We start from the raw sequence: 25,027 nt of genomic DNA, 5'->3' as shown, positions 1-25,027 counted from the left end.
CCGCCGGCTCGAGAGACCGGAGGGCCGCCTCCTAGAGGGAACGCAGCTCGAAGAGGTCGAAGTCGGCGGGGGGCCGGGTGCCGCCGAGGTCCTGGGCGCACACGCCCACGTGGGCGCCGGTGAAGCGGAGCCGGTCGCCGTAGTCGTCCGAGAGCCTGCTCGCGTCGAGGACCGGGCCCACCGGCCGCCAGTCGGTTCCGTCCGGCGAGGCGGAGAAGCGCAGCTCGGCGCCGTCGAAGCGGGCGCGCAGGTGGACCAGCGGCCAGTCGGCGATCTCGAGGTCGTCGTCGGGGAGTTCGCGGTAGACGCCGTCGTCGGTGAGGACGATCCCGAGGACGCGTCCGCGCCCCTCGGCATGGGTCACGCGAAGGTAGTAGTGCGTGGTGGTGTCGTACCAGCAGATCAAGCCCGCCAGCTGGGAGAAGTGCGAGGGACGGAAGTCCAGCACGGTACGGGCCTCGCAGCGCACGGCGGTGAGGGGCGTGGCGACGAGGCTCTGGTCGAACAGCGAATGGAGGCTCTGCCTGCCGCGCAGGCGCAGCCAGCCAGGGCGTTCGGTGAGGCTCAGCCAGGACGCGTCGGGGGGCACCCGAAGCGTGCTCCAGGTCGGGTCCAGCTCGGGAGCGTCGAAGTCGTCGCGGCTCGGCCGCTCCGGCGGTTGCGCGGCGGGCGCCGAGCGCGGTTGCGCGGTGGACGCCGAACGCCGTGCCGGCGGTGGCACGACGCGCGCCGAGCGCGGTGCCAGGACCTCCAGCCGCGGTCTGCTGCCGCCGCCGGCGAGCCGCAGCCGGCCGTCGTCCGTCCACTCCACGCGTTGCAGGCAGGTCTCGCGCCCGAGGATGCTGCGGGGCCCATCGGGAGTGTCCACGGGCCGGGAGGCCAGGTGCGCGAGATACCACTCGCCGTCGGCGGTCTCCACGAGCTCGCCGTGCCCGGCCTTCTGCAGCGGGAAGCCGGGAGAATCGCGGGTGGTCAGCAGGGACCCACCGGGGTCGAGCTCGTACGGACCGGTCAGGGAGCGGGAGCGGGCCATCAGGATGCCGTGGTTCCAGCCGGTGCCGCCTTCGGCGAGCATCAGGTGGTACCACCCGTCGCGGCGGTACAGGTTGGGCCCCTCGATGAGCTCGTCGTGGCGCAGTACGTTGACCGGCTCCCCGACCAGGGCACGTTCGCCGTGGTCGTACTCCTGGAGGACGATCCCCGCGAAGGACGGGTGGCCCTCGCGGTGATCCCACTGTTGGTTCGCCAGCCACGTGCGGCCGTCGTCGTCGTGGAACAGGGACGGGTCGAAGCCGGAGGAGTTGAGGAAGATCGGTTCCGACCAGGGGCCGTCGATCGCGGGTGCGGTGATCAGTAGGTTGTCGACGTCCTTGAACGGGGAGCCCACGGTCCGCACGATGCTGTAGACCAGCCAGAACCGATCGTCGTGGTACGAGAGAGAAGGCGCCCAGACCCCGGCGGAGTCCGCCACGCCGCGCAGGTCGAGCAGGTCGGGCCGGTCGAGGATGTGGCCGGCGGGCTCCCAGTGGACGAGGTCGGCCGAGCGGTGGACCATGACGCCCGGATACCACTCGAAGGTGGACGTCGCGAGGAAGTACTCCGCGCCGACGCGCACGATGCTCGGGTCCGGATGGAAGCCGGGCAGTACGGGGTTCTGTATCAGGCCCGCGGTCATCGTGATCCTTCCGTACGTGCCGAGGACCTGCCGTCAGCTCCGCGCCGGCCCGACGGAGTCACGGATGACGATGTGGGTCCCCATCTTCAGGTGCTGGCCGCCGCCGTGCTCGCTCCGGTTGAGGGCCATCCGGACCGCGGCGCGACCGAGCTCTTCGTGCGGTACGTGCACGGTCGTCAGCGCCGGGAAGAGGTCTTCGGCGAGGGGAATGTCGTCGTAGCCGACCACGGAGACGTCGTCCGGAACGCGGACTCCCGCCTCGCGCAGCGCGAACAGCACGCCGGCGGCGATCATGTCGGTCATGGCGAAGACGGCGCTGAACTCGGCCTTCCGGGCGAGGAGGTCACGTGTCGCGCGGTATCCGAATTCGCGGGCGAAGGGGCCCTTGACCATCAGGTCCGGGTCCGTGGAAAGGCCGCGGCCGCGCAGTGCGCGTTCGTAGCCGTGTACCCGCCCGGTCGAGGTCGGCAGGTCGTCGACCGTTCCGAGCAGCGCGATGCGTTCGTGACCGGCCGACAGCAGGTAGCTGGTCATCGCGAACGCGCCGCCCTCGTTGTCGTACTCGACCACGGTCTGCGGGACGTCCTGGTTCAGCGCCGGCCGTCCGCACAGGACCAGGCGAGAACCGCTCCCGTCCAGGGCGTTGGCGAGCTTGGCCATGCGGTCCTGGTACTCCGGCGTCTCGGGAACACCGCCGACCAGGATCACCGCCTCCGCGCGCTGCTCTCGCATCAGGTTGATCAGCGCGAGCTCGCGGTCGGGGTCGCCGTGGGTGGTGCAGACGAGGCACAGCCTGCCCTCGGCGGTGGCCTGCTCCTCCACGCCGCGGGCGATGTGCGCGAAGAACGGCCCGGTGACGTCGTTGACGACGAAGGCGACGGTGTTCGACGTGGCGGCGACCAGCGCGCGGGCGTTGGCGTTGACGACATAGTCGAGCTCACGCATCGCCCGCCGTACGCGGGCGCGGGTCGCCGCGGCGACCGGGTAGGTGCCGCCGAGGACACGGGACACGGTCGCCGGGGACACCCCGGCGCGAGCGGCCACCTCTTTGATCGTGCGGCGTTGGAGCGATGCGCCGTCGGCGGCCGAGCGTCTCGCCATCGATCCTCCCGCCTGTCGGCCTGTCCAAGGTCATGCTATTGGCTCCACCCCTTCGCCCGGACGGTCATGCCACACGGTCCAGATCGGTCTTGTTCACCTGGTGGCCGAGCGGCCGCCCGGCCGTCAGCCGTTCCAGCTCTTCGACCGCGCTCCGGCCCAGCCGTTCCAGCTCGTTGCCCATCGAACCCGCGATGTGCGGGGTCAGGAAGACGTTGGGCAGCTGGAACAGGGGCGAGTCGGCGGGCGGCGGCTCGGGGTCGGTCACGTCGAGGACCGCGCTGATCCGGCCGTCGGCCAGCTCCGCGATCAGCGCGTCGTGGTCGACGAGGGCGCCCCGCGCGGTGTTGATCAGCACGCCGCCGTCCGGGATCAGCGCCAGGCGACGCCGGTCGAGCAGGCCGCGGGTCTGCGGGATGTCCGGCGCGTGCACGCTGATGACCGTGCTGGTGCGCAGCAGTTCGTCCAGCGGCAGGAGCTCCGCGCCGAGGCGGCCGGCCTCGGCGGCGTCCAGGTAGGGATCCGCGAGCGTCAGGGTCAGATCGTACGGCCGGAGCAGTTCGAGGACGCGGCGGCCGACCCTGGACGCCCCGATCAGGCCGACCCGGCGCCCGTAGTTCCCGACGGCGGGATCGTCTTCGGGACGGCGGTAGGCGGGGTCGGCGCGGTAGCGTTCCCGGACCTCGAACGCGCCCTTGCCGGCCATCAGGACCGCGGCCACGGTGTACTCGGCCACCGGCAGGGCATTGGCCTGCGCCGCGCTGGAGACCAGGAGGCCGCGTTCCCAGCAGGCGTCGCCGACCAGGTGGCGCACGCTGCCGGCGGCATGCACCACGGCACGCAGCCGCGGGGCGGCCGCGAGGACGGCGTCGTCGAGCCGGGGAGCACCCCATCCGGTGATCAGGATCTCGGTATCGGCGAGGGCCTGGACGATGTCCGGCTGATCGAACCGCTGAGCCACGAGTGAGGTGTCGATCTCCACCAGCTTCTCGAGGCGGCTCAGGAGAGGCACCGGGAAGAGCTGGGACAAATACCGCGCGCGCATGGCGAACAGCGCTTTCGGCCGGTCGGCCATAGACCAACTCCCCATGATCAAATAGAAAACGATTTCTATCGTAAGGTAGCCCCCTCAGAGGGTCAACCACTGTTCCGATCACCGCGCGTATATGCAGCTCACACCGGGCATTGCGCAACCTTCACGAAACGTCGGCGCAACATCCCGGCCATCGACCCCTTGTGGCATCGCTTGAGCAGTCGTACATTCCGCAGTAAGCGTTTTCTATCGTCAGCATCCTTCCCCGCCTCACGGCAGGGCCCCCCTCGGAGGTATCTGATGAGCGCCTTCATGTCCCGTCGTACGGCCCTGCGGACCGCGGGTGCCGCGGCCTTGGCGGGCCCTCTCATCGGCAGGATGGGCACCGCACGAGCGGCGAGTGACGCGGCGGACGCCTCGCTGGTCACCTACCCCGTTCCGAACGAGGCGCCGGTCAACGACAGCTTCGTGGTGAAGGTCCGCACACCGCGGCGCCGCTGGCGGACGCTGGGCGTGTACCTGGCCACGCTCAACCTGATCAACACCACCACCAGCGCCGGCCAGATACAGAACTCCTCCATGGCGTACTTCGACTTCACCGGCTCCGTGGAGGTCTCGGTCACCTACACCAAGGGCCGGATCCACAGCGCCAGGATCCGGCCGGACTCCTACGGCATCGAGCCCAGGGTGCACGGCGACACGCTGACGTTCACCCTGACCGAGCCCCGCAACGTCGTCATCCAGGTCAACGACGACATCTTCGACTGCGTCCACCTGCTGACGAACACGGTCGAGACCGACGTTCCCCACCCCGGCGACCCGAACGTCATCTACTTCGGTCCCGGCGTGCACACCACGGCCGATGGCACCGTGACCGTCCCGAGCGGCTCGACGGTCTACCTCGCCGGGGGCGCCGTGCTGAAGTCGCGGGTGGTGTTCTCGAACGTCCAGAACGCCAGGTTGATCGGACGCGGCGTCATCTGGGCGGCGCCCGGGGGCGGCGTGACCGCCGAATACTCCTCCGATATCACCATCGACGGCGTCACCATGCTGGACCCGAACGGCTACGCCGTCACCGCCGGTCAGGTCACCGGGCTGACGATCCGGAACCTGCGGGCGTTCAGCGCCAAGGGCAACGGGGACGGCATCGACCTGTTCAGCTGCCGGAACGCGGTGATCGACGGTGTCTTCATGCGCAACGCCGACGACTGCGTCGCCATCTACAACCACCGCTGGAACTACTACGGCGACAGCAGCGACATCACCGTCAAGAACTCCACGCTCTGGGCCGACGTCGCCCACCCGATCAACGTCGGCACGCACGGCGACTCCGACAGCCCCGAGACGCTCTCCGACCTGACCTTCAGCAACCTCGACATCCTCGACCACCGCGAGCCGCAGATGCTCTACCAGGGCTGCATCGCGCTCAACCCCGGGGATGGCAACCTCATCAAGAACGTGCGGTGCGAGGACATCCGGGTCGAGGACTTCCGCCAGGGCCAGCTGATCAACATGCGGATCATGTACAACACGAAGTACAACACCTCGCCCGGGCGGGGCATCGAGTCGGTGTACGTCAAGAACCTCCGCTACACCGGCACGCACGCCAACCCGTCAGTGCTCGTCGGCTACGACGACCAGCGCCTCATCAAGGACGTCACCTTCGAGAATCTCGTCGTCAACGGCACCGTGATCGCCGACAGCATGAAGAAGCCCAGCTGGTACCTGACGGCGGACTTCGTGCCGATGTACGCCAACGAGCACGTGACGGGCCTGAAATTCATCACCACCGCCGAAGCCCAGGCGGCCGGCCGATGACCCACGCGCTGAGCCGCCGCGGATTCCTCGGCGCGGCGTCCTCCCTGGCGCTCGCCACCGCGACCCCGCTGTTTCCCCGGGCGGACGAGCGCGTCACGGGGACGCCGTTCGCCTTCGCCCACCCGGGGATCCTGCACCGGCAGGACGACCTGGACCGCATGAAGGCGGCCGTCGCGGCCCGCCGGGACCCCGTCTACTCCGGCTATCTGGCGCTGGCCGCGCACCCCCGCTCGTCCGCCGGCTACACCGTGCAGAACACGGGACAGATCACCTCCTGGGGCCGAGGCCCGGCGAACCACATGAGCGAGGCGGTCGCCGACTCCGCCGCGGCCTACCAGAACGCGCTGATGTGGTGCGTCACCGGCGAGCGGGCTCATGCGGACAAGGCACGCGACATCCTCAACGCCTGGTCGGCGTCGCTGCGGGCCATCACCGGAGCGGACGGTCAGCTCGGCGCCGGCCTGCAGGGCTTCAAGTTCGTCAACGCGGCGGAGTTGCTGCGGCACGGCGGCTACGACGGCTGGGCGCGGGCGGACATCGCCCGATGCGAGCAGTCGTTCCTCGACGTCTGGTACCGGGCCGTCTCGGGCTACATGCTCTACGCCAACGGCAACTGGGACCTGACGGCCATGCAGACGATCATCGCCATCGGCGTCTTCTGCGAGGACCGCACCCTGTTCGAGGACGCCCTGCGCTTCGCCGTCGCCGGAGCGGGCAACGGCAGCGTGCCCCACCGCGTCGTCACCGCGGACGGCCAGGGCCAGGAGAGCGGCCGCGACCAAGGGCATGAGCAACTGGCCGTCGGTCTGCTGACCGACGTCGCACAGGTCGCCTGGAACCAGGGCGTCGACCTGTACGGGTACCTGAGCGACCGGATCCTGGCGAACGTCGAGTACGCCGCGCGCTACAACCTCGGCCACGACGTGCCCTTCGTCGCGGACCTGGACCGGACCGGCAAGTACGTCAAGCTGTCCGTTTCAGCGATATCGCGGGGCAACCTGCCTCCGATCTATGAGATGGCCTACGCGCACTACCACGGTGTCCGCGGGCTGCCCGCGCCGTACACCGAACAGGCGGTCTTCCGCGGCCCTGGCGGCGCCCGCGTCGTGGAGGGAGGCAACGACGACCTGCCAAGCTGGGGCACCCTGACGTTCGCGGGCACGGCCACGCCGGCACCGCCCGCCGCCCCGCCGGCCGCGCCCGCCGGACTGCACGCCGTGCCCGCGGAGAGCACCGTCACGATCTCCTGGCTCGCCGCCGCGTGGGCGGACACCTACACGGTGCTGCGCGCCACCGCCCCGGACGGACCGTACGAGCGGATCGCCGACGGGGTCGGGACGACGTCGTACACGGACCGGCCGCCGCACCGCGGCCGGACGTACCACTACACCGTGTCCGCGGCGAACGCCGCCGGTCGCAGCGCCGGCTCGGCCGTGATCGCCGCCTGCGCCGGGCTGCCGGAACCGTGGACCGCCCGCGACGTCGGTGACGTCCGGACACCGGGCGGCGCGGCCTTCGACGGCGAGCGGTTCACCCTGGAGGCGGGCGGCGCGGACATCGGCGGTACGGCCGACGCCTTTCACCTCGTCCATCTTCCGCTGCGCGGCGACGGCGTCGTCACGGCACGGGTCGTGTGGCCGCTGAGCTCGCAGTACTCCAAGGTGGGCGTGACCATGCGCGGCGCGCTGACGGCCGGCGCGCCGCACGCCTCAATGCTGGTCCAAGGGCTTCCGCTCAGCACCTGGAGCGGTGTGTGGACCACGCGGGCCTCGTCCGGCGGCCCGACCTCGGCCACCGGCAGCACACCGGTGCCGCCGTCACAGCAGCAGGCCATCACGACGGCGGCCGCCTTCCCGCTCTCGGACCTCGGCACGCTCCCGGACTCCGCGACACCGCTGACGGCGCCGTACGTGGAGGCGGCGGGCGACGGCTACCGGATGCGCATGCCGTACTGGGTACGGCTGGAACGCAGGCGGAACCGCTTCGTCGGGTCGATCTCCCCGGACGGCGCGGAGTGGACCGAGGTGGGCTCCACCGACATCGACCTGGGCCCCGAGGTCCAGGCCGGCCTGGTGCTGTGCTCCTGCCTCGGCGTCGACGAACCGTACGCCGAGACCGGAACGGCCGCGTTCGACAACGTCACCGTGACCGCCGACGGCGGCTGGACGACGCCTCGCCCCGCGCGCACCGCCACCGGCCTGCGGGCCGACGCCGGGCGCGGCGCGATCGAACTGACCTGGAGCGACCCGGATCTGTCCGCGACCTACACGGTGCTGCGCGCGACCGCCGGAAGCGGGCCGTACAAGCCGATCGCCACCGGCGTGGCACCGGTCGGCTTCGGCACGCGCATGCGGTTCTCCGACACCACTGGAACGCCGGGAAAGACGTATCGCTACGTCGTCGCCAAGACCAACGCCGGTGGCCGAGGGCCGCGTTCGGCGCCGGTGAGCGCGGTCATGCCGACCCCGCCGGCACCCGTGATCACCGGCCCGGCCGAGGCGTTCGCCGACCGGGGTGAACCGTTCCGGTACCTGATCGGAGCCTCGTCCGACCCGGTGCGTTTCTCCGCCCGTGGTCTGCCCGAGGGCCTTCGCCTGGACCACCGCACCGGTCTGATCTCTGGGAAGCCCGCCGAGACGGGCCGGTTCACGGTCGTGATGACGGCGGCCAACGCCACGGCGTCCGTCTCCGCTCCCCTCGCCCTCACGGTCGGCACGCCGCCGCCCGAACCCTGGTCGTACGGCGACGTCGGGGATGTCATCCTCGACGAACGGCGGTCGGGCACCTTCGGTGTCGCCGCCGTTCACGCCCCAGGGATCACGAGTCATGACGACGGCGTCTTCACCGTGCGCGGCGCCGGTCCCGACCTCAACGTCAACGGCCAAGGCTGGACCGGGCAGTTCGCCCGCGTTCCCGTCACCGGCGACCACGTGGTCACCGCCCGCGTCGTCTCCCGCGCGGGGGCGGTGACGGCCGATCGCGTGGGTCTGCTCATGGCCAAGTCGCTCTCGCCGTTCGACCAGGCGGCCGGAGCCATCGTGACCAGCACGGGCGGTGCCGAGGCCGGGACGCCACAGCTCCTGCTGCGCAAGACCGTCGCCGGCGGAGGCACGACGCTGTCGGGCGGCTCCGCGGTCCGGCTTCCCCTCTGGCTGCGCCTGGCACGGGCCGGTACCACCTTCACCGCGAGCGTCTCCTCCGACGGCCTGACCTGGACCCCCATCGGCCAGGGCACCATCCCCGCCTTCGGCGACGCCCCCTATTACGCCGGCCTCGTGGTGTGCTCCCGCGATCCGGCCGCCCTGACGACGGCGCTCTTCGACCACGTGAGCGTCACGCAGACCACCTCCTGACCGAAAGTCCCCGCAGGGAAGGAGTCCCACCAATGGACGGCAGGAACACGCACCGGATGAGCCGACGCGACCTGCTACGCACAGCGGGCGGCGTCGCCGCGGCCGGCACCGCGGCGGCGCTCATCGGCGGCAGGGCGAGCGCCGCGCCCGCCACCTTCACCCACCCCGGCATGCTGCACAACGCAGGCGACATCAACCGCGCCAAGGTGCGGGTGAAGGCCGGGAACGACCCGTGGCTGTCGGGCTGGAACCGGCTGGTCGCCAACCCGCACTCGGCGAGCACCTGGAAGGCCAACCCGCAGGCCACCATCATCCGCGGCGGCACCGGCCAGAACTACGGCATCCTCTACAACGACATCGCCGCCGCGTACCAGAACGCCCTGCGCTGGAACGTCGCCGGAACCACCGCCAACGGCGACTGCGCGCGCGACATCCTCAACGCCTGGTCCGCCAAGCTCACGACCGTCACCGGCGACGCCGACCGGTTCCTCGCCGCCGGGATCTACGGCTGGGAGTTCGCCAACGCGGCCGAGTTGATGCGCGGCTACAGCGGCTTCGACCTCGCCCGGTTCCAGAAGATGATGGTCAACGTCTTCTACCCGCTCAACAACCAGTTCCTCACCAACCACAACGGCGCCTGCATCACCAACTACTGGGCGAACTGGGATCTGTGCAACGTCGCCTCGGTGCTCGCCATCGGCATCCTCACCGACAACGCGGCAAAGTTCGACCAGGCCGTCAACTACTTCAAGAGCGGCGCGGGGAACGGCTCCATCGCCCACGCCGTGCCCTTCCTCTACTCCAACGTGGGCGGGTACGACCTCGGCCAGTGGCAGGAGTCGGGCCGGGACCAGGGCCACACCATGATGGGCATGGGCCAGATGGGCGCCATCTGCGAGATGGCCTGGAACCAGGGCACCGACCTCTACAGCTACGACGGCCGGCGGTTCATGAAGGCCGCGCAGTACGTCGCCAAGTACAACACCGGCAACAGCGTGCCGTTCACCACCTACAACTGGGGTAGCGGCACCACCTGCGCGAAGCAGTCGCAGACCGTGATCTCCTCCGCCTCGCGCGGGCAGGTGCGGCCGGTGTGGGACATGATCTACTACCACTACGCCCGTCGCCTCAACCTGAACGTCCCGTACATCGCCGCCATCGCCGGGAAGGGACGCCCCGAAGGCGGAGGCGGCGACTACGGCTCCGACAGCGGCGGCTACGACCAGCTCGGCTTCGGCACCTTGATGTACGCCAAGTGAGTGGTCCCCGGCTCTAGTGCGGCCTGGGTTCGTCCCCGCCCGAAGACCGGCGGCCTCTCAGCAGGAGGCCGCCGTGGGCGGTGGACGAGGCCCAGATGGCGTCTCCGACGAAGCTCACGTCGTAGCCGAGGAGGCCGCTGAGCAGGCCGCCGCAGGTGGCCTTCCCCGCGGCGTCGGTGACCAGGTCGCAGGCCGTACGTCCGCCGGCGGTGAACTTCACGGCGCGACCCGCGATCGGCTTCCCGGTCGCGGTGTCGGTGAGGGTCGCCGTCGCCGAACCGAGCGAGATGCCCCCGGCCCGCATCGTCGTGGCGTACGGCGTCGGCGGGCTCATCCTGAGGGAGGCCGCGACCTTGACCTGCCCGGAGGGGCTCGTGTTCGCGTCCGCCGACCAGAGGTACTCGACCGCCGAGTCGGCGTTTCCCTGCTGGTCGAGGCAGTCGGACCGGGAGTCGCTGATGTCCCGGGTGTTGTCGGTGACGTATCCGCCGAGCGGGGCGAAGATCGCATCCGGCCAGCACAGGTACTTCACGGAATCGGGCACCGCTTGAGGATCGTCGGAACCCGACAGCGCCACGGCCAGGCTGGGCGGCCCGTTGTTGACGACGACGGTGTCGCCCGCCACGGTGCTGGTCTGCTCCACGCCGACGGTCGGGTCGAACGGTCCGTAGGGCACGCCCGCCGTACGGGGCTGGATGACGGGTCCGTCATCGGCGCCGATCGCGGTGTCCCACAGATACTGGATCTGGTACTTGTGCCGAGGCGTGTTGAAATCGTTGATCGTCGTCGTGACGGTGACACGTGAGTTCGCCGCGGTGTCGCCGGTGACCGAGACGTCCTGAGTCAGGATGAAGGCTCCGGCCTGCCAGTTGGTCGTCCTGGTGGTCCCCGTGGTCTGCTGGAAGCTCGCCCGGTCGTCGAGCGAAACCTCGTTCGCGTGGGTGAGCATCCGGCCCTGCACATAGTCCACGCCCGCGGTCACGTCACGGACGATCATGTAGCTCGTCCCGGGCGCTCCCTGGCCGAACAGCACGTCGCGGCCCGCGCCCGCAGGGTTGTTCGCGCCGGTCATGACCGTGAACTGGCCGACCCCGGCGCTGCTGCGCGCCGGGGTCTCATAGACCTGGAACACGCCGTTCCCGAACCCTCCGGCCGGGAGGGCGGACCCGGCCCGCCGCGCCAGAGCCTTCGACGCACGCAGAACGCGTGACTTCACCTGCGCCGGCCGTGGCCTGCCTGTGCGGGTACCGGCATCGGCCGTGGGGTGGACGGCGACCACGCTGGAACAGCCGAGGACGGCCACGACGGCCAGGCGCGGAAACCAGGGGCTTCGTCTCATCGTTGTCGTTCCTTCGCTGTCAGATCTCGATGGCGTCTACGTAGACGAGCCGGGTGCCCTGGTCGAACAGCCGTTCACGCTCCTCGACCACCAGCCGCATCGGCCGGTTGCCGCGGCTCGCGGGCAGCCTGATGTCGCTGCCCCACTGGCCGCCGGAGGGCGCGAGCTCGACCTCTGAGTCCGTTCTCCAGCCCACGGCCCCGACCGGTTTCGGGTCGGCCACCTGGACCAGGACCTTCAGCTGCGCCTTCTTGTCCGTGGCCGCCGTGTAGGTCGTGCCCGCGACGCCGACGTGAACGAGAGTCGCGTCGGAGGCGTTGAAGACCATCGACAGGGTGCGGTCCGGATTGAGCTGGGCGAACTGGGCCAGCACGACCGGTGATATCTCGAGGCCGCTCAAGGAGTTCGGCTGGAAACGCGCCAGTGCGAGCCGGACAAAGGGGTTGTAGGAATTGTCCTGCGTCATCGTGATGTCGCAATACCACATCTGCCGATCTCTGTCGTAGGCGACCGTGTGCGGAGCCACGGCGACCGTCTCGGTGAGCTCCTTCAGATGGTCCGACTCGGCCAGGCGATACCCCGGCTTCGGGCCGTGGGCCAGCGGAAACTCGCTCATGCCGGGGGCGGCGGTCGTCGGCGCGGAGGCGAATATCGGGTCCTGCCCGCGCAAGGTGACGTACTGCCGGAGCTTCGTCGGCAGCTCGCCCTTTCCCTCGAACAGGACGACGCCCAGGATCTCGCCGTCGCCCGACGAATACCACGGTCGGCGGAGATATACGCGCAGTCCGTTTCCGCGCCGGATACTGGAGATCTTCGTGCTGTCGGCCGTCTTCTCCCAGCCGAAGGTGGGAACGATGTAGGCGATGTCGGGGACCGACGGCCGCGCCGAGGATCGCACGTTCACCACGACCGGCTGCTGTGCCTCGGTGTTCGTCCTGGTCACCGAGCCCTCGACGAATTCGACCGCCACGGTGGCGCCGTCGGCGATGGCCGATCCCTGGCCGGACCGGGCCAGCGTCCCAACCGTGTGGCTCACGACGTAGTCCCCCACCACCTCGCTCGACGAGCTGAAGTCCTGCTTGAAGACCTTGTTGGTAAGGAGATCGGTGACGGTGAGGGTGCCCGGCGCGATGCCGCCCTTGGCCAGCGTGACCGGTGTGGTCCCCGACAGTGCGACCTCGGTCTTCGTCACGAAGAACTCCACGTAACGCGACGCGCCGGTCGCGCCGAAGGTGACCTGGCGGTGGATCGTGTCGTGGAACTCGTGAGGCTCGCTGAGGGACAGCCGGTCGCCCGCGGGGTCGTCCGCCGCCGCGACGAGCTTCACGACGTGCGCGCTGCCCGTGCGCTGGGTCGGCTCCGGGTTACCGGGGTCGTCGATCGGCTCGGTCCACGTCGCCTCGATGTCCACGTGGTGCGTGCTCGCCCGGTCGAACTTCAGCACGTCGATGATGCGTGCCGTGGTGTCTCCCGGCCGGCGCACCGCCACCGGCTTGACGTACGTGGGTGGTGCGATGGGCTGGATGACGGCGTGGGAGAGCCGCAGCGTCTTCGGCGGGGTCAGTTGCCAGAGCTGCCCCTGGGCGGCGAGCTTACGGAGGTCCGCGACGGTCCGTCCGCCGCTGGGGGTGTGCCCGCTCCGCACGAACCAGTTCCAGACCCCCAGCAGGTCCACGTCGGCGTCGTTCATCCGGCTGGAGTAGGCCACGTCGACGGTCTCGCCGGGAGGGAGCCGAACCGTCAGGACGCGGGACACGCGATCGTAGTTCGGTCGTCCCGTACCGTTGATCAGGCGGATCCGGAAGGCGCTGGGCCCTCCCAGCGGGAGAAGATTCGCGAAGTCGACGGAGAAGACCTCATCGGCGTCCGTTCCCGGGAGCCCGCGGAAGGCGACGCCGCGAGCGAGCACATCAGTGATGTACGGGACCGCGAGCACCGGGTCAGAGTGGTAGTGGGTGTCGCCCCAGCCGTCCGGATCGGCGGTGCCGCCGGAGTTCAGCGATCTCCTGTCGCGTTCGGCGATCTCGGAGTAGGCGGAGACGTCCATCCCGCCTGGGTTGAGGGGTGAGGCCCGCACGTCGTACAGCCCGTGGTGCTCCGCCATCAGCTGGCTCATCCTCGGCTGGGCGACGTGGCGCTGGCAGTCCCCCGTGGCCGGAGCGTTGTAGTTCCCCCTGATCACCATGAGCAGTGCCGACTCTCCCGTGGTCCGCGGAGCGGTCGGCAGGAGCACGGGCGCGGTGACCGCCTCGAACCTCAGGTACTCGACCACGGGGGAACTGGAATCCGTGGCCGGGTCCTCCGGTCCTCGGCCGTTTCCGGCGATGTCCACGGTCCGCGCCCGGAACCGGTAGATCCGGCCGTAGCGCAGCTTGGGGAGCCCGGTCGCGTGAAAGGAGGTCTTGAGCTTCACCGGACCGGTGGCGTCACTGTCGGGGCCGACCGTCACCTGTTTCCCGTTGATCGTCTCCTGCGTGCTTCCGGGACGGTTGGTCACCAGGCTGTAGCCACTCCAGTTGAACACCGACTCGTGCAGGTAGATCGTCGGATCGTCGACCCGCTGGGTGTGCGCGAGGTGGACGATGCCCTCGTCCTCGGCGGTGATCGTCATTCCGTTGACGTCGTAGGTCCCCTTGCGGCGGCACAGGCTGTACCAGCGCTTGGACGTGTCGTCCCAGACGTCGACCCGGACCCCGTAGGTGAGGTCCTCGGCGGAGAAGGGGTCCGTGGCGAGCCCGGTGAGGTTCGCCGCCCTCGTCGTGGTCTTCGTCAGCGTCTGGTGAAGCTGCTTCGCACGGCCGAACTGAACGATGGAAAAGCCACTGCTGCGCAGGGCCGGCACGGGCGCGGGCTCCCCGCCGCTGTCATGAGGGCGGGTTTTGTCTGCTCTTTTGAGCCCGAAGATCGGGGCCGTGTTGCGGGTGTTGAGGGTCGTGCTGAACGTCGTCAGCAGGGCGGCGGCCGAGTCGGCCTCGACCTCGATGACGCCGTACTGGTCGGTGTTGAGCGCGAGGAAGCCGTCCTTCGTGGTCGTGCCCGAGGGCTTCGCGGCGAACGCGGTCTTGGTCAGCGTCGTGGCCACCACGGGGTAGACCGCGTCGTACGAGGCGGCTCCCGGCCAGTCGACCTCCAGGGTGAGGTTGGCCGGGTCGCTGGGAATGGGAATCCCGATCGCGGCCGGGTCCACGGTGAGGTCCACGATCAGGCCGAGCGAGCGCTGCAACATCGGATACTGCGCGAAAGAGCTCAACGCCACGTGAAAGTCCAGATCGCCGGGATTCTGGATGATGTTCATGTGGGCGGCAAGGGTATGGGTCTTCGGCGCGGGATTCGTGTTGTCCTTCCGGTTGTGGAACAGCTCGGCGAGCAGAAAGTTGATCTTCGCCGCGGAGAACCCGGGCAGCGCGCCTCCCAGGAAGAAGCCCTTGGCCAGTTCCGTGTTGATCGCCGCGATGGCTTCCAGTCGCCGCTTCGGGGACATATAAATGTCGGTGATCGATTCGCTCTCCGCGAGGCGCTTCCAGGCGATTTCTCGCCCCTCGCTCGGAAAGTGGTCGTTGACGGTCGCCGGCGCCGTCGGATGGAACGCCATCGTCCGGGTGTGCTCGGCGTAGGCCATGGACCGGGCCGCGACGCTCGGCCAGGAACGAATGGGCGGAACGCCCGTGGCGGCCAGCGGCACGGGCCGTGCCGCGACCGGGGTGTCCTTGGTGAAGAGCCGCTGCCACAGATCCAGCCGAGGGGCCGGACTGGTGATGGTGGCGGGTGCCTTCCTTCCGCCCTGGAAGGTCACCGAGTACACCGGCTTGACCTGGGGCCAGGTCAGCCAGTCGGTAAAACCGCTCAGCGTCGTGGCGCCCGACAGCCGGGGCGCGACGAGAACGGATATCCGCAGCATGCCGTTGGCATAGCCGTTCGGCACAGGCGTCCACACGATTTGTGACGCGGCCATTTCACAACTCCTCGCGGATCAGCGTCAGCCGGCGAATGAGGCACAGTAGAGAGCCCAGTCGTCCCTGCTCATCAGATCGCCGAAGGTATGGCTGCGATCCGTGAGGGCACGGGCCGACGCGTGCGCGGCGACGGTGCTCGGCGAGCCGCCGCCGCCGAAGACCTTGGTGAATTCGATCCCCACGCTCACGTGCCAGAACGTGATGTCGATGGAGACGGTCAGGTGCGCGTGGAACCAGACGGAACCGACGCCGGCCTGGTTGACGTACTCGATGTCGGCGTAGAGCTCCGCGGTGATGTTGATCAGCCCGAGGACGCTCAGGCGGCCGGTGGCCCGCATGTAACCGCCCAGGTGAACCTCGGTGTAGCTGCCTACCTGGGGAGCATCCCTCTCCTTGACCTGCGAGCTGAAGAAGACACCGAGCTCGATGAGGAGCCGGCCGCAGGCGACGACGAGGTCGAGGGACACATTGCCGATGACCTCGATCGACGCTTCGAGCTTCTCCAGCCTTCTCGTGCTGGCCTCCAGCAGGAAGTGCCCGCCACCGCCGAGGCCGTAGACGCTGACCTTGAATTTGTCGGCCGGGGCCCCGAAGCCGAGCGAGGCCCGCAACGGGCCACCCTTCGCCGCCGCGGTGCCCGTCACCGGCCCGCCCAGCGCGAGCGGCGAGAAGGGGAGGATCACGCCGACGTCAACGTGGATCCCTTCGAGCGTGAAGAGCCCCAGCGCGAGATCGGGAAAGTTGAGTGAGACGCCGACCCCGATCTTGGTCGTGTCGAAGTCGGTTATCTTGAAGCCGAGTCCGAACTTGTTCCTGGCGGCGAGTCGCTTACCGGCAAGCGTGGCCGAGTCCGAGGGCGCCAGGCCGATGAGCTTCATCAATCCGCTCAGGAAATCCAGCGGCGCGGAGAGCTCGATGGATTTGATGTCCGGATCGCATTTCGCGCCGGGGCCCAGCTGGTACGAGAAGACGAACTTGTTGAACGTGACGACGATGGGCGTCAGATCGATCTTGAAGTCCGTCACGCTCGCGTCGATCTTGGCGATCGCCTTGTCGACCGTGTCGGCGTCCTTGTTATCGAAAAGGATCTGATTGGTGACGACCAGCGAGACCCTCGTCAGAACACCGCCGGCCCCCGTTATCGACTTGAAGGGAGGTGGCGGTTTGGCCGTCACGGTCTCCTCGAACGTCATGGTGATGGTCTGGCCGACCGGTGCATAGCCGCGATGCACATGGCCGTCTTTGTCCTTTGGATAATCAAAGACCTTACGTATTCTCGGCCCGTGGTCCTTGATGTTGCCCTCATCGAAGAGCAGGCCCAGGGCGATCTCACCGAACAATCCCGCCTGTGAGACGAGGTCCTTGATATTGGGCGGGAAGGCCTGGTCGAACTTTATCTTTCCGCTGTCCTGGGTGGTGTCGATCGAGTCCTGCAGCCCGAGGTTCACGCCGGTGACCCTGGAAAGGCCGCCGATCGCCATATGTGGGGTGGCGATGCCGCCGGCGTTGAGGCTGTTGTCGACCGAACGCACGACCGGCTTGTCTTTGCTCCGGTCCCCCCGGCTCAACCGGTCGAGGGCGGCGACCGAGTCCTGCACCCGCATGAAGATCTGCGGGTCGTTTCCGGCGGCGACCAGCGCCGTGTTGAACCCGAAGTCATGTTCGAGGTACTTCGGATCCGGCATGAGGAACACCGGACCGCCGGTGCCGATGATGGCGTCGACGGCCGGGACCTGGGCCTCGGCGGCGAGCAGCCTCGGGTAGAACACCGGCGAATCCACGTGCGCGTGGTCGTTGCCGTCCGAGGACCGGCCGGGTTCGAGCGGGGGGAGCACGGTGCCCCGCGGCCCTTCGACGCCCCAATACCAGCGGACCGTCGGGAAGCTCGCCGTCCCCGGCGTCTCCTCCTTCGCGTAGGCCACGGTCTGGCCGCGCAGGTCGATCACCCGCCGGGCGTCCACCTCCGTCCCGACGATGTCGGCGTAGGTGCCGAACTTGCCGAGCACGCTCTTGAACAGGGGGTCGCCGGTGTTCCGGGCGGGATCCGCCGGCATGAACGCCATCGGCGAGGTGAACTCGATCCGCCGGCCGGTCACGTCGGTGGCCACGAATGCGAAGACCACGTCGGAGTGGCCACCGCCGGACTTGAGAGCGTTGATGTCCTGGATCCAGAACGCGGGCGACGTCGCGTCGGGCGGCCCGCCCAGGAGCGGGTCGAGCTTCTCCGGCAGGTCCGGAAGCGTGGTGTTCTTGATCGCGATGTCGGTGAACGGGAACGCGCGCCCACCCCAGTTCTGGAACGGCGCCGCATAGGTCTTGACGCGCTCGGTGATCCGGATGAACAGGCGTTGCTTCAGGTAGGCGACCCCGGTGTCCGAATCGACCTGCCGCTTGGTCTCGGAGATCAGCTCCGCGCGATGCCCGAACGGGAACAGGAAGCCGTACTCCTCGACGACGACCTTGTTGTCGCGGCCCAGCCAGGAATGGTGCTCCCAGCGCTTGAGCTCGAACCCGACCGTCGGGATCCACTGGACGTCGAAGTCCAGCGTGGCGCCCACCGCGCTGAGCGCGAGCAGGTTGGCGTTGATCCGCTTGTACGCGCCGAGCGTCGGATTGCCGGCCAGCTGGACGATCTGGGTGGGCGGATCGACGAAATGCGGCGGAAGCAGGTCGCGGTAGACCGAGGCCTCATCCCCGGCCGGCTGGTCGCGGTAGACGGCGCGCAGCTTCGGAATGGCGACGTCGGCCGGCGTCGGGACGCCGATCGACTCCTGCGGCCTCCCCTTCGGACCGCGCGGCGACAGCCGGGTGTGCCAGAGCTCCGTCCGGTCGCCACGGGTGACAGGCGTGGCGGAATGCGCCCAGGTGGACGTCGGCTCCGGGGACTCCCACCCGGGAGTGAGATGCAGCCAGTCGACCAGCAACAGGTCGGTGTGCAACTCATCGGGAGGCGACCCGTTGGGCAATCCGGTGGGGACCTGCATGATCCACTGCCACCACCGCAACAGGCCTTCCTCGGTGTACGGAAGGAGCTTGACCGTCTCCGGCACGACGAACACGATCCGGCTGGGACCGACCCCCTTGCTCCGTACGGTGCCGGGCGGTGGGTGCGGATCGCTCGCGTCCTCCAAGATGGTCTGTTCCATCACGTGCTGTGATCCAAAGCGGACCACGACGTAGGCGAGGATCGAGGAGTCCACGCGGCGCAACTGCGGCGGGTCGGTGTCGAACGTCGGCGCCAGGTTGTAGAAGTCGAAGTCGAGAACGAGCATGTCCTGCGGACGGACCAAGTGCAGGGTCGCCGTCGGCGCGCCCGCCGCCCCGGCCGACAACGCCCGCGGAGCGAGTCGTGGCCCGTCGCCCGAACCGAGCCCGACGACCATGATCGCGCCACCGGCCGACAGCAATACGGTGCGCCTGGAGACGGAATGCTGCAGGGGAGATTTGCCGGAATTCGCCCACTCAGCCATCGGCCGCCCTCCCCATTGAGGACGCATGCCAAAAAACCATCGAAAGCGACTCCCCCGGCCCCGTGCGTCAAATCCGTATGTCAGGCCACAGAGTCAGCTTCTCGGCCGTGAACAGCCGAGCTCGCGGCTCGGGCGTTCACACCTTGTCGCGCTCCCCGTCGCGGCTGGCTGCCGTGCCGGGGTCGCATCTCCCTTCCCCCTGGAGTCAGGGTCAGGGACGGGCATGCTGACGAATGCCCACGCCACACACGCCCGTCTCCGGATGTTCATGGCGGCGATGACGTCGGCCGGGCCAGCGAACCCACACCGACGACAACAAAAAGTATCCCGATCAGGCCGATTGGCCCGCATAGTGTGCCCGCACCACGGCACGGGACACCGCTGGGAGGTATAAGCCGGATCCACCTCTAAGAGCGGCACCCCGGCCCGCAGAGCCTTGTACTGGAGGAACTCACCGAGCTGATGGAACGGCCAGGAAGAGAGCGTGGCCCGCTGGTGCCGCCTGAGCCGTACCCGATCGCGTATCCCACTCAGTTCCTCAAGTGCGATACCGCGTTCGGTGCGTCGGGCATCGGCCACGATCTCCTTGCTGATCTTGTGGTTCTCGTTCGAGGCGTGTCGCGTCTCCCGCTGTGAGCGGCGGGAAAGACGGCGGGCGACCGACCGGCTTCCGGCGGCTTTCTTGGTCTGCAGTTGGGCGCGCAGCCGGGCCTGGCGCCTGCGGTATCGCTGTAGGCCCTTGCCCCGGTGGTTGTCCCCATCAGAGGTGGTGGCCAGGTTCACGATCCCCCGATCCACCCCGATCCAATCGGCAGGCTCGAACTGCGGGGCCTCTTCAACCTCGCAGGTCGCAATCAGGAACCACATCCCGTCGCGGTGCACCAGGTCGGTCTCGCCCTTGCGGTGGGCCGCCAGGAACTTCACCTGCCCGGGCTCGCCGGTGAAGGCAATGTTCTGAAGCCGGCCCGAAGCGGTCCAGATCGAGATGGTCCGGGCGTCCATCTGCCACGACAAACACCGGTCATCGAACGGCTGGGCCGCATCAGCCCGGAAGGCGATGGGCTTGGACTCGGCTTTGTGGCGCCGCCGCGAGTGCTCGTCCCCTAGCAGGCCCGCCTCGATCTGGGCGTGCAGCGTGGTGTAGGCGTCGGCGACCTTACGGATCACATGCAAAGCGGGCTGTGCTGACAGCCCCCGCGCCTTCAGGTCCGCGTAGACGAGTTTCTGTAGCTTCTGCCGGGCGAACACGCCCTTCTCGAACGCGACCGCCGACGCCTCGTTTGCCGCGGCGTTGCACAGGGGCAGGGTCGCCGCGAGCGCCGCCGCCTGCTCAGGCGTCGGCAGCAGCTTCACCTGCACCACCAACTTCACAGACGGTAACTCTACAAGTACACACCGGCACCGGCACGCAAGTCCACGAATTCAACGGCGAACCGACCACCTCCACCTGGTCTAAGTACCTGTGGGGCGGTCACCTATGGTCCCCGCCCTACTTCGCCGCCTCCTGCGGCGGCGCACCCCTGGCGATCACCGCCGAACACATCGAGCCGGAAACGACCCGACTGACCGACCAACCGCCCAGGCAGCGCTAACGCGCCGCGCATAACAGAAGCGATTCCTCCCGGTCCAAAGGGCCGGGATTCCTCGCTAGTGCCGCGTCCAAGATCGTTGTTCGTGTAATTGATCTTTAGTCGGGTGCGGGCCAGGCTGCTTTCGAGCGCGATCTCGGAGGTGGTTGATGGGGCGTCCCCCGGAAGTGTTCGTCCGGCCGGTCACGATGACCGAAGGGCAACGGTTGCAGCGGATCGGCCGGACCTCGAAGGACCCGGTGAAGCTGCGGCGGGCGATCGTGGTGCTGATGTCGGCTCAAGGCCAAAGCGTCCCGGACATCGCTCACCTGCTGGACTGCTCGCCCGAGTACGTCCGCGGCGTGATCCACGACTTCAACGACATGGGGTTCGATGCCTTGAACCCAAAATGGAGCGGGGGCAGGCCGAAGACGATCGGTGAGGCGGTCCGCCGCCACATCCGGTTGATCGCCCGGTGCTGCCCCCGCGACCTGGGGTTGCCGTTCAGTACCTGGAGTCTGAGCAAACTCGCCGAACACCTGGTGGCCACCAAAGTGGTCGCCTCGATCAGTCGCGAGTCGATCCGGCAGATCCTGCGGGCCGGTGGGATCACCTGGCAGGCCACCAAGACCTGGAAGGCTTCAAACGACCCGGACTTCATCACCAAGATGCGCCGTGTCCTGGAGCTTTACGACAGCCCGCCGGACGACGGGCGAGTGGTGTGCGCCGATGAGTTCGGTCCGTTGAACCTGCAACCACGACCCGGCCACGCCTGGCGCCTGACCGGGCACCCGGCCCGGCTGCGCGCTACCTACAACCGCCATGGCGGGGTCCGGCACATGCTCGCCGCCCTCGACCTGAACAGCGGAAAGATGATCTACCGGATCCGCACCCGCAAACGCTCGGGTGAGTTCTTGTCCTTCCTGAAGATCCTGCGCGCCCGCCGGCCCGGCGAGAAGCTGTATCTGATCCTGGACAACTTCTCGCCCCACAAGCACCCCGACGTGGTCTCCTGGGCGGCCGGCAACGACATCGAGCTGGTGTTCCTGCCGACGTATGCCTCGTGGCTGAACTGGATCGAAGCCGAGTTCGCCGCCCTGCGCTACTTCGCCCTGTCCGGCACCGACCACCGCAACCACACCGAACAAGGCGACGCGATCGCCGCATACGTCCGCTGGCGCAACGCCCGCGCTCAGCCCAAACGCGACTTCGCACCCGAATCGGCCATCCGCACCTGGACCGGTTACATGATCAACGTTGCATGACGCGGCACTAGGAGCCGGTTGAACCCTTGACTCTGATCCGGACGAGCCTCAGCAGAATTTGTTTCCACATCCGGCCAACGCGACGGATTCGAGTGATCATCGCCACGGCGACAGCTAACCATCACGCCAGAGCCTGAGTGAAGATCTCGGTAGACACGCCATCCGATCGCCGCCGGAAGCTACGACCGCTACTTGAAGGTTCGACCGCGATGTCCAGGCGATCTGTCGGTAAAAGTCCCAAATAGCACTTCAATGGAAGACTTGAAGGCATAGATCTGCTCGACCTCTTGATCGAAAGGGACGTACGCCGTGACGAAGGACGAGATCATCGAGTTCGTGGCCGGCCTGCCGGAGACCGTCGGCATGACCGCGAGTGAGGACAACGGAGCGCCGGAGGCCGCCTGGGGGGATTCCTTCTTCTACTACGACCCGTCCGGCGACGTGCCCACCGACCGCCAGCCTTTCGCCACGGTCGTGGTCAAGGACTACGACGGGTTCGACACCGCATCCAATCTGAACCGCGACGGCGTGTTCCGGGTCAACATGGCGGTCGGCCGTAAGAGGTTCGAAGAGCTGCTCGGCCACCCGCCCGCGGCGCACGCCGACCACCACGGCGACTTCGACTACACGGCGGCCGACCGGCTCCTCCCCCACCCGGTCTACGCCACTCAGGGCTGGGTCTGTGTCCTCAACCCGGACGCCGTGACCGGCGAACAGGTGCTCTCTCTCCTGAAGGAGGCTCACGCCCTGGACGCCGAACGCTTCGACCGGCGGAACCGTCACCGGTCGTAGCCCCCTCGCCCGCCGTACAGGGGACGGGCTCTCCTCACCCGCGCGTCATATCGCCGCCATGGGCACCAGGTCATGATCACCGTGAGCCCTGGTACCCCAGAGAGAGGCGTTGCCGGTGATGAGAAAGTCATTGGTCGCGGCGTTCGTGGCGGCGGTGGTGACGTGCTCCGGAGCGGGCGCGGCCACCGCGTCCGCCGAGGACGGACCGCTGTACACGAGCACGGCGCAGATCGCACCCGGAGTGGTGTTCCGGACCTTCCAGACGAACAGCGCGGGCGGCCTGGTCGTCGGTGACCTGCTCGAAGTCGACCTGCACAACCCGCACGTACGGGTCGGGTTGCTCCATCCCCCGGCGATCTCCCAGCGCGCGCAGGTGTCGGCCATGGCCAACGCCGAGCGGGCGGTGGCGGGAGTCAACGGGGACTTCTTCAACATCAGCGAGACCCATCCGGGGATCGTCCCGACCGGCTCGTCGGACGGGCCGGAGATCGCCGACGGTCGTGACCTCAAGGGCGCGGTCCCCGATGGGCAGCGGTTCGGCCCGGCACTGCCTCCGGGCACGTCGACCAAGGACGTGCTCGGAGTCGGCCGGGACCACAGGGGAAGAGTGACCAGCCTGCGCCTCACCGGCTCGATCCGCACCCCCCACGGCAGGCTCCCGCTGCTCGGGCTGAACCAGTACGCCCTGCCGGTCGGCGGGATCGGCGCCTACACCGCCGACTGGGGCGCGACCTCACGGGCGCGCGCGGTCTGCGGCACCGACGCCGTGCGAAGCGATCCGTGCAGCCTCGACGCCGCCGAGGTGACCGTACGGCGCGGCGTCGTGACCCAGGTGAGCGACGTGATCGGCGCGGGTCCGATCCCGCGGGACACCACCGTGCTGGTCGGCCGGGAGGACGGGGCCGACGCCCTGCGCGGTCTGCACCCCGGCGAGTGGGTACGGGTCCGGCACGACCTCGCGGGCCCCGGTCACCTGCGGTTCGCGGTCGGTGGCTTCCCGATCCTTCACGACGGGGCGCCGCTGACGGGTCTGGACGCCGTCACCCGGGCGCCGCGCACCGGTACCGGCGTGAGCCGGAACGGCCGGCGGCTCTACCTCGTCGTCGTCGACGGCCGCCTCGCGAACAGCGCCGGCATGACCGTCGCCGAACTGTCCGCGTTCCTCGCCGAGGTCGGCGCCGACGACGGGATGAACATGGACGGCGGCGGCTCCTCGACCTTCGCCGTACGCGGGCCGGGCGAGCCGAACGTGACCGTGCGCAACGCCCCGTCCGACGGATCGGAGCGGGCGGTCGCCAACGGCATCGGGATCTTCACGCGTCCCTGAGGCCGGCGCCGCCGTGCCCGCCTGAGCCGGGCGCGGCGGCGCCGAGCTTCTCGACGGCGCCAACGGTACGAAGCCGCCGCCCTTTCCGACGCCGGCGTCCTGAGCCCGTACCGCTCACGCGTGATGAAGCCGGGACCCGGAGCCCCGCTACTCCGGGTCCCGGGCTCTGTCAGGCGGCGACGGCCGGCGTGTAGTGGCGTGCCTCGTCGCCCTCGATGACGTGGCTCTCCCTGCCGTCGACGCCGACCGGCGCGTCGCCCGCGACGGTGACCCGGTGCAGTCTGCGGGGCTGGTCCCCGTAGTCGTCCGGCGCGTAGTGCTGAGTGATCCGGTTGTCGAAGACCACCAGGTCACCCGGGTTCCACTGGACGCGTAGGATGTTCTCCGGCCGGATGACGTACTCCTGGAAGATCCGCAGGATCTCCCGCGACTCCGTACCGCTCAGGCCGACGATCCGCTGCGCGAAGCCGCCGACGAACAGCCCGCGCTCGCCGGTCTCGGGGTGCACGCGGACGACCGGATGCCCCGTCCGGTACCTGGTTGAGACGAACACCTCGCGATACTTCGCGGCCTTCTCCGAGTTCGTACGAGGAACCGCGTAGTCGTAGTCGTTGGTGTGCACCGCCCACAGGCGGTCGGCGAACTCCCGCAGCTCCGCGGGCAGGTCCCGGTAGGCGGCGGCCGCGTTGGCGATCAGCGTGTTGCCGCCGTACGGCGGGACGACCAGGGCTCGCAGCGTGCTGACCTTCGGCGGCGTGCGCACGAACGTCACGTCCGTGTGCCAGTGGTTGGAGCGGATGCCCTCCTCTCCGTCGACCGGAAGGACATTGGGACTTCCATCCACGGACGGGACGGTGGGGTGGGCCGTCGTCAGGTCGCCGAACCGCTCGGCGAAGCGGATCTGGCCGTCGTCGTCGAGGCCGGCGCCTCGGAAGACCAGCGCCTTGTGCTCGAGCAGCGCCGCGTTGATCTCTTCGAACGCGCCGTCGCCGAGGTGACCGAGGTCGGCGCCGGCGACCTCCGCGCCGATGCGCCCGCCGATCTTCCGGATCTCGAGTGTGGACATGGGACTCCTTC

The 25,027-nt window shown here is 68.8% G+C and carries 14 protein-coding genes; 6 read left to right on the top strand and 8 right to left on the bottom strand.

Annotated elements, in window-relative coordinates; all coding sequences use genetic code 11:
* Positions 1–31: 31 nt before the first annotated feature.
* The 3 genes from ACYVF7_RS17815 to ACYVF7_RS17805 all read right to left on the bottom strand — a co-directional run bounded on the left by ACYVF7_RS17815 (position 32) and on the right by ACYVF7_RS17805 (position 3,848).
* Complete coding sequence (locus ACYVF7_RS17815; protein WP_460341332.1) at positions 32–1,675, bottom strand: glycoside hydrolase family 43 protein; 1,644 nt, start codon at positions 1,673–1,675, stop codon at positions 32–34.
* A gap of 33 nt (positions 1,676–1,708) precedes the next feature.
* Positions 1,709–2,776 (bottom strand): LacI family DNA-binding transcriptional regulator, encoded by a 1,068-nt coding sequence (locus ACYVF7_RS17810; RefSeq protein WP_460341329.1) that lies wholly within the window; start codon positions 2,774–2,776, stop codon positions 1,709–1,711.
* Between the two features lie 64 nt (positions 2,777–2,840).
* Complete coding sequence (locus ACYVF7_RS17805) at positions 2,841–3,848, bottom strand: hydroxyacid dehydrogenase (RefSeq protein WP_460341327.1); 1,008 nt, start codon at positions 3,846–3,848, stop codon at positions 2,841–2,843.
* A 258-nt stretch (positions 3,849–4,106) separates the two neighbouring features.
* Between ACYVF7_RS17805 and ACYVF7_RS17800 the strand changes: the two genes are divergently transcribed.
* Genes ACYVF7_RS17800 through ACYVF7_RS17790 form a run of 3 tightly spaced genes read left to right on the top strand, consistent with a single transcriptional unit; the run spans position 4,107 to position 10,236 of the window.
* Positions 4,107–5,624: a glycosyl hydrolase family 28 protein gene (locus ACYVF7_RS17800; protein ID WP_460341324.1), complete on the top strand. Its 1,518-nt coding sequence runs from the start codon at positions 4,107–4,109 to the stop codon at positions 5,622–5,624.
* Positions 5,621–8,977: an alginate lyase family protein gene (locus ACYVF7_RS17795; protein ID WP_460341321.1), complete on the top strand. Its 3,357-nt coding sequence runs from the start codon at positions 5,621–5,623 to the stop codon at positions 8,975–8,977. Before ACYVF7_RS17800 ends, ACYVF7_RS17795 begins: the two co-directional genes overlap by 4 nt.
* Before the next feature lie 32 nt (positions 8,978–9,009).
* Positions 9,010–10,236 (top strand): alginate lyase family protein, encoded by a 1,227-nt coding sequence (locus tag ACYVF7_RS17790; protein ID WP_460341318.1) that lies wholly within the window; start codon positions 9,010–9,012, stop codon positions 10,234–10,236.
* Positions 10,237–10,249: 13 nt separating this feature from the next.
* On the opposite strand, the gene ACYVF7_RS17785 is transcribed toward ACYVF7_RS17790, so the two are convergent.
* The 4 genes from ACYVF7_RS17785 to ACYVF7_RS17770 all read right to left on the bottom strand — a co-directional run bounded on the left by ACYVF7_RS17785 (position 10,250) and on the right by ACYVF7_RS17770 (position 20,369).
* Positions 10,250–11,575 (bottom strand): hypothetical protein, encoded by a 1,326-nt coding sequence (locus ACYVF7_RS17785; RefSeq protein WP_460341316.1) that lies wholly within the window; start codon positions 11,573–11,575, stop codon positions 10,250–10,252.
* Between the two features lie 19 nt (positions 11,576–11,594).
* On the bottom strand, positions 11,595–15,527 hold the full coding sequence (locus ACYVF7_RS17780) for a hypothetical protein (RefSeq protein WP_460341314.1): 3,933 nt from the start codon (positions 15,525–15,527) through the stop codon (positions 11,595–11,597).
* Between the two features lie 24 nt (positions 15,528–15,551).
* Positions 15,552–18,998, bottom strand: a complete 3,447-nt coding sequence (locus ACYVF7_RS17775; RefSeq protein WP_460341312.1) for a hypothetical protein — start codon at positions 18,996–18,998, stop codon at positions 15,552–15,554.
* 93 nt (positions 18,999–19,091) lie between these two features.
* The gene (locus ACYVF7_RS17770) at positions 19,092–20,369 is read right to left on the bottom strand and encodes an RNA-guided endonuclease InsQ/TnpB family protein (protein ID WP_460341310.1); all 1,278 of its coding nucleotides are present in this window, start codon (positions 20,367–20,369) and stop codon (positions 19,092–19,094) included.
* 367 nt (positions 20,370–20,736) lie between these two features.
* Here ACYVF7_RS17770 and ACYVF7_RS17765 point away from each other — a divergent pair, with 367 nt between their 5' ends.
* The 3 genes from ACYVF7_RS17765 to ACYVF7_RS17755 all read left to right on the top strand — a co-directional run bounded on the left by ACYVF7_RS17765 (position 20,737) and on the right by ACYVF7_RS17755 (position 23,950).
* Positions 20,737–21,831 carry an IS630 family transposase gene (locus ACYVF7_RS17765; RefSeq protein ID WP_460341308.1) on the top strand — a complete coding sequence of 365 codons (1,095 nt, stop codon included), beginning with the start codon at positions 20,737–20,739 and terminating at the stop codon, positions 21,829–21,831.
* Positions 21,832–22,140: 309 nt separating this feature from the next.
* Positions 22,141–22,623, top strand: coding sequence for a DUF6194 family protein (locus ACYVF7_RS17760; protein ID WP_460341307.1), 483 nt, complete (start codon positions 22,141–22,143; stop codon positions 22,621–22,623).
* 118 nt (positions 22,624–22,741) lie between these two features.
* On the top strand, positions 22,742–23,950 hold the full coding sequence (locus ACYVF7_RS17755; protein WP_460341305.1) for a phosphodiester glycosidase family protein: 1,209 nt from the start codon (positions 22,742–22,744) through the stop codon (positions 23,948–23,950).
* A 169-nt stretch (positions 23,951–24,119) separates the two neighbouring features.
* Here ACYVF7_RS17755 and ACYVF7_RS17750 read toward each other — a convergent pair whose 3' ends face one another.
* A complete protein-coding gene (locus tag ACYVF7_RS17750) occupies positions 24,120–25,016 on the bottom strand; it encodes a TauD/TfdA dioxygenase family protein (RefSeq protein WP_460341303.1) in 897 nt (298 codons plus the stop codon).
* Between the last annotated feature and the right edge of the window lie 11 nt (positions 25,017–25,027).

Source organism: Actinoallomurus acanthiterrae, assembly GCF_054775715.1.
The sequence above is the reverse complement of the archived record's forward strand: the minus strand, read 5'-3'. Positions and strand labels throughout refer to the sequence as shown.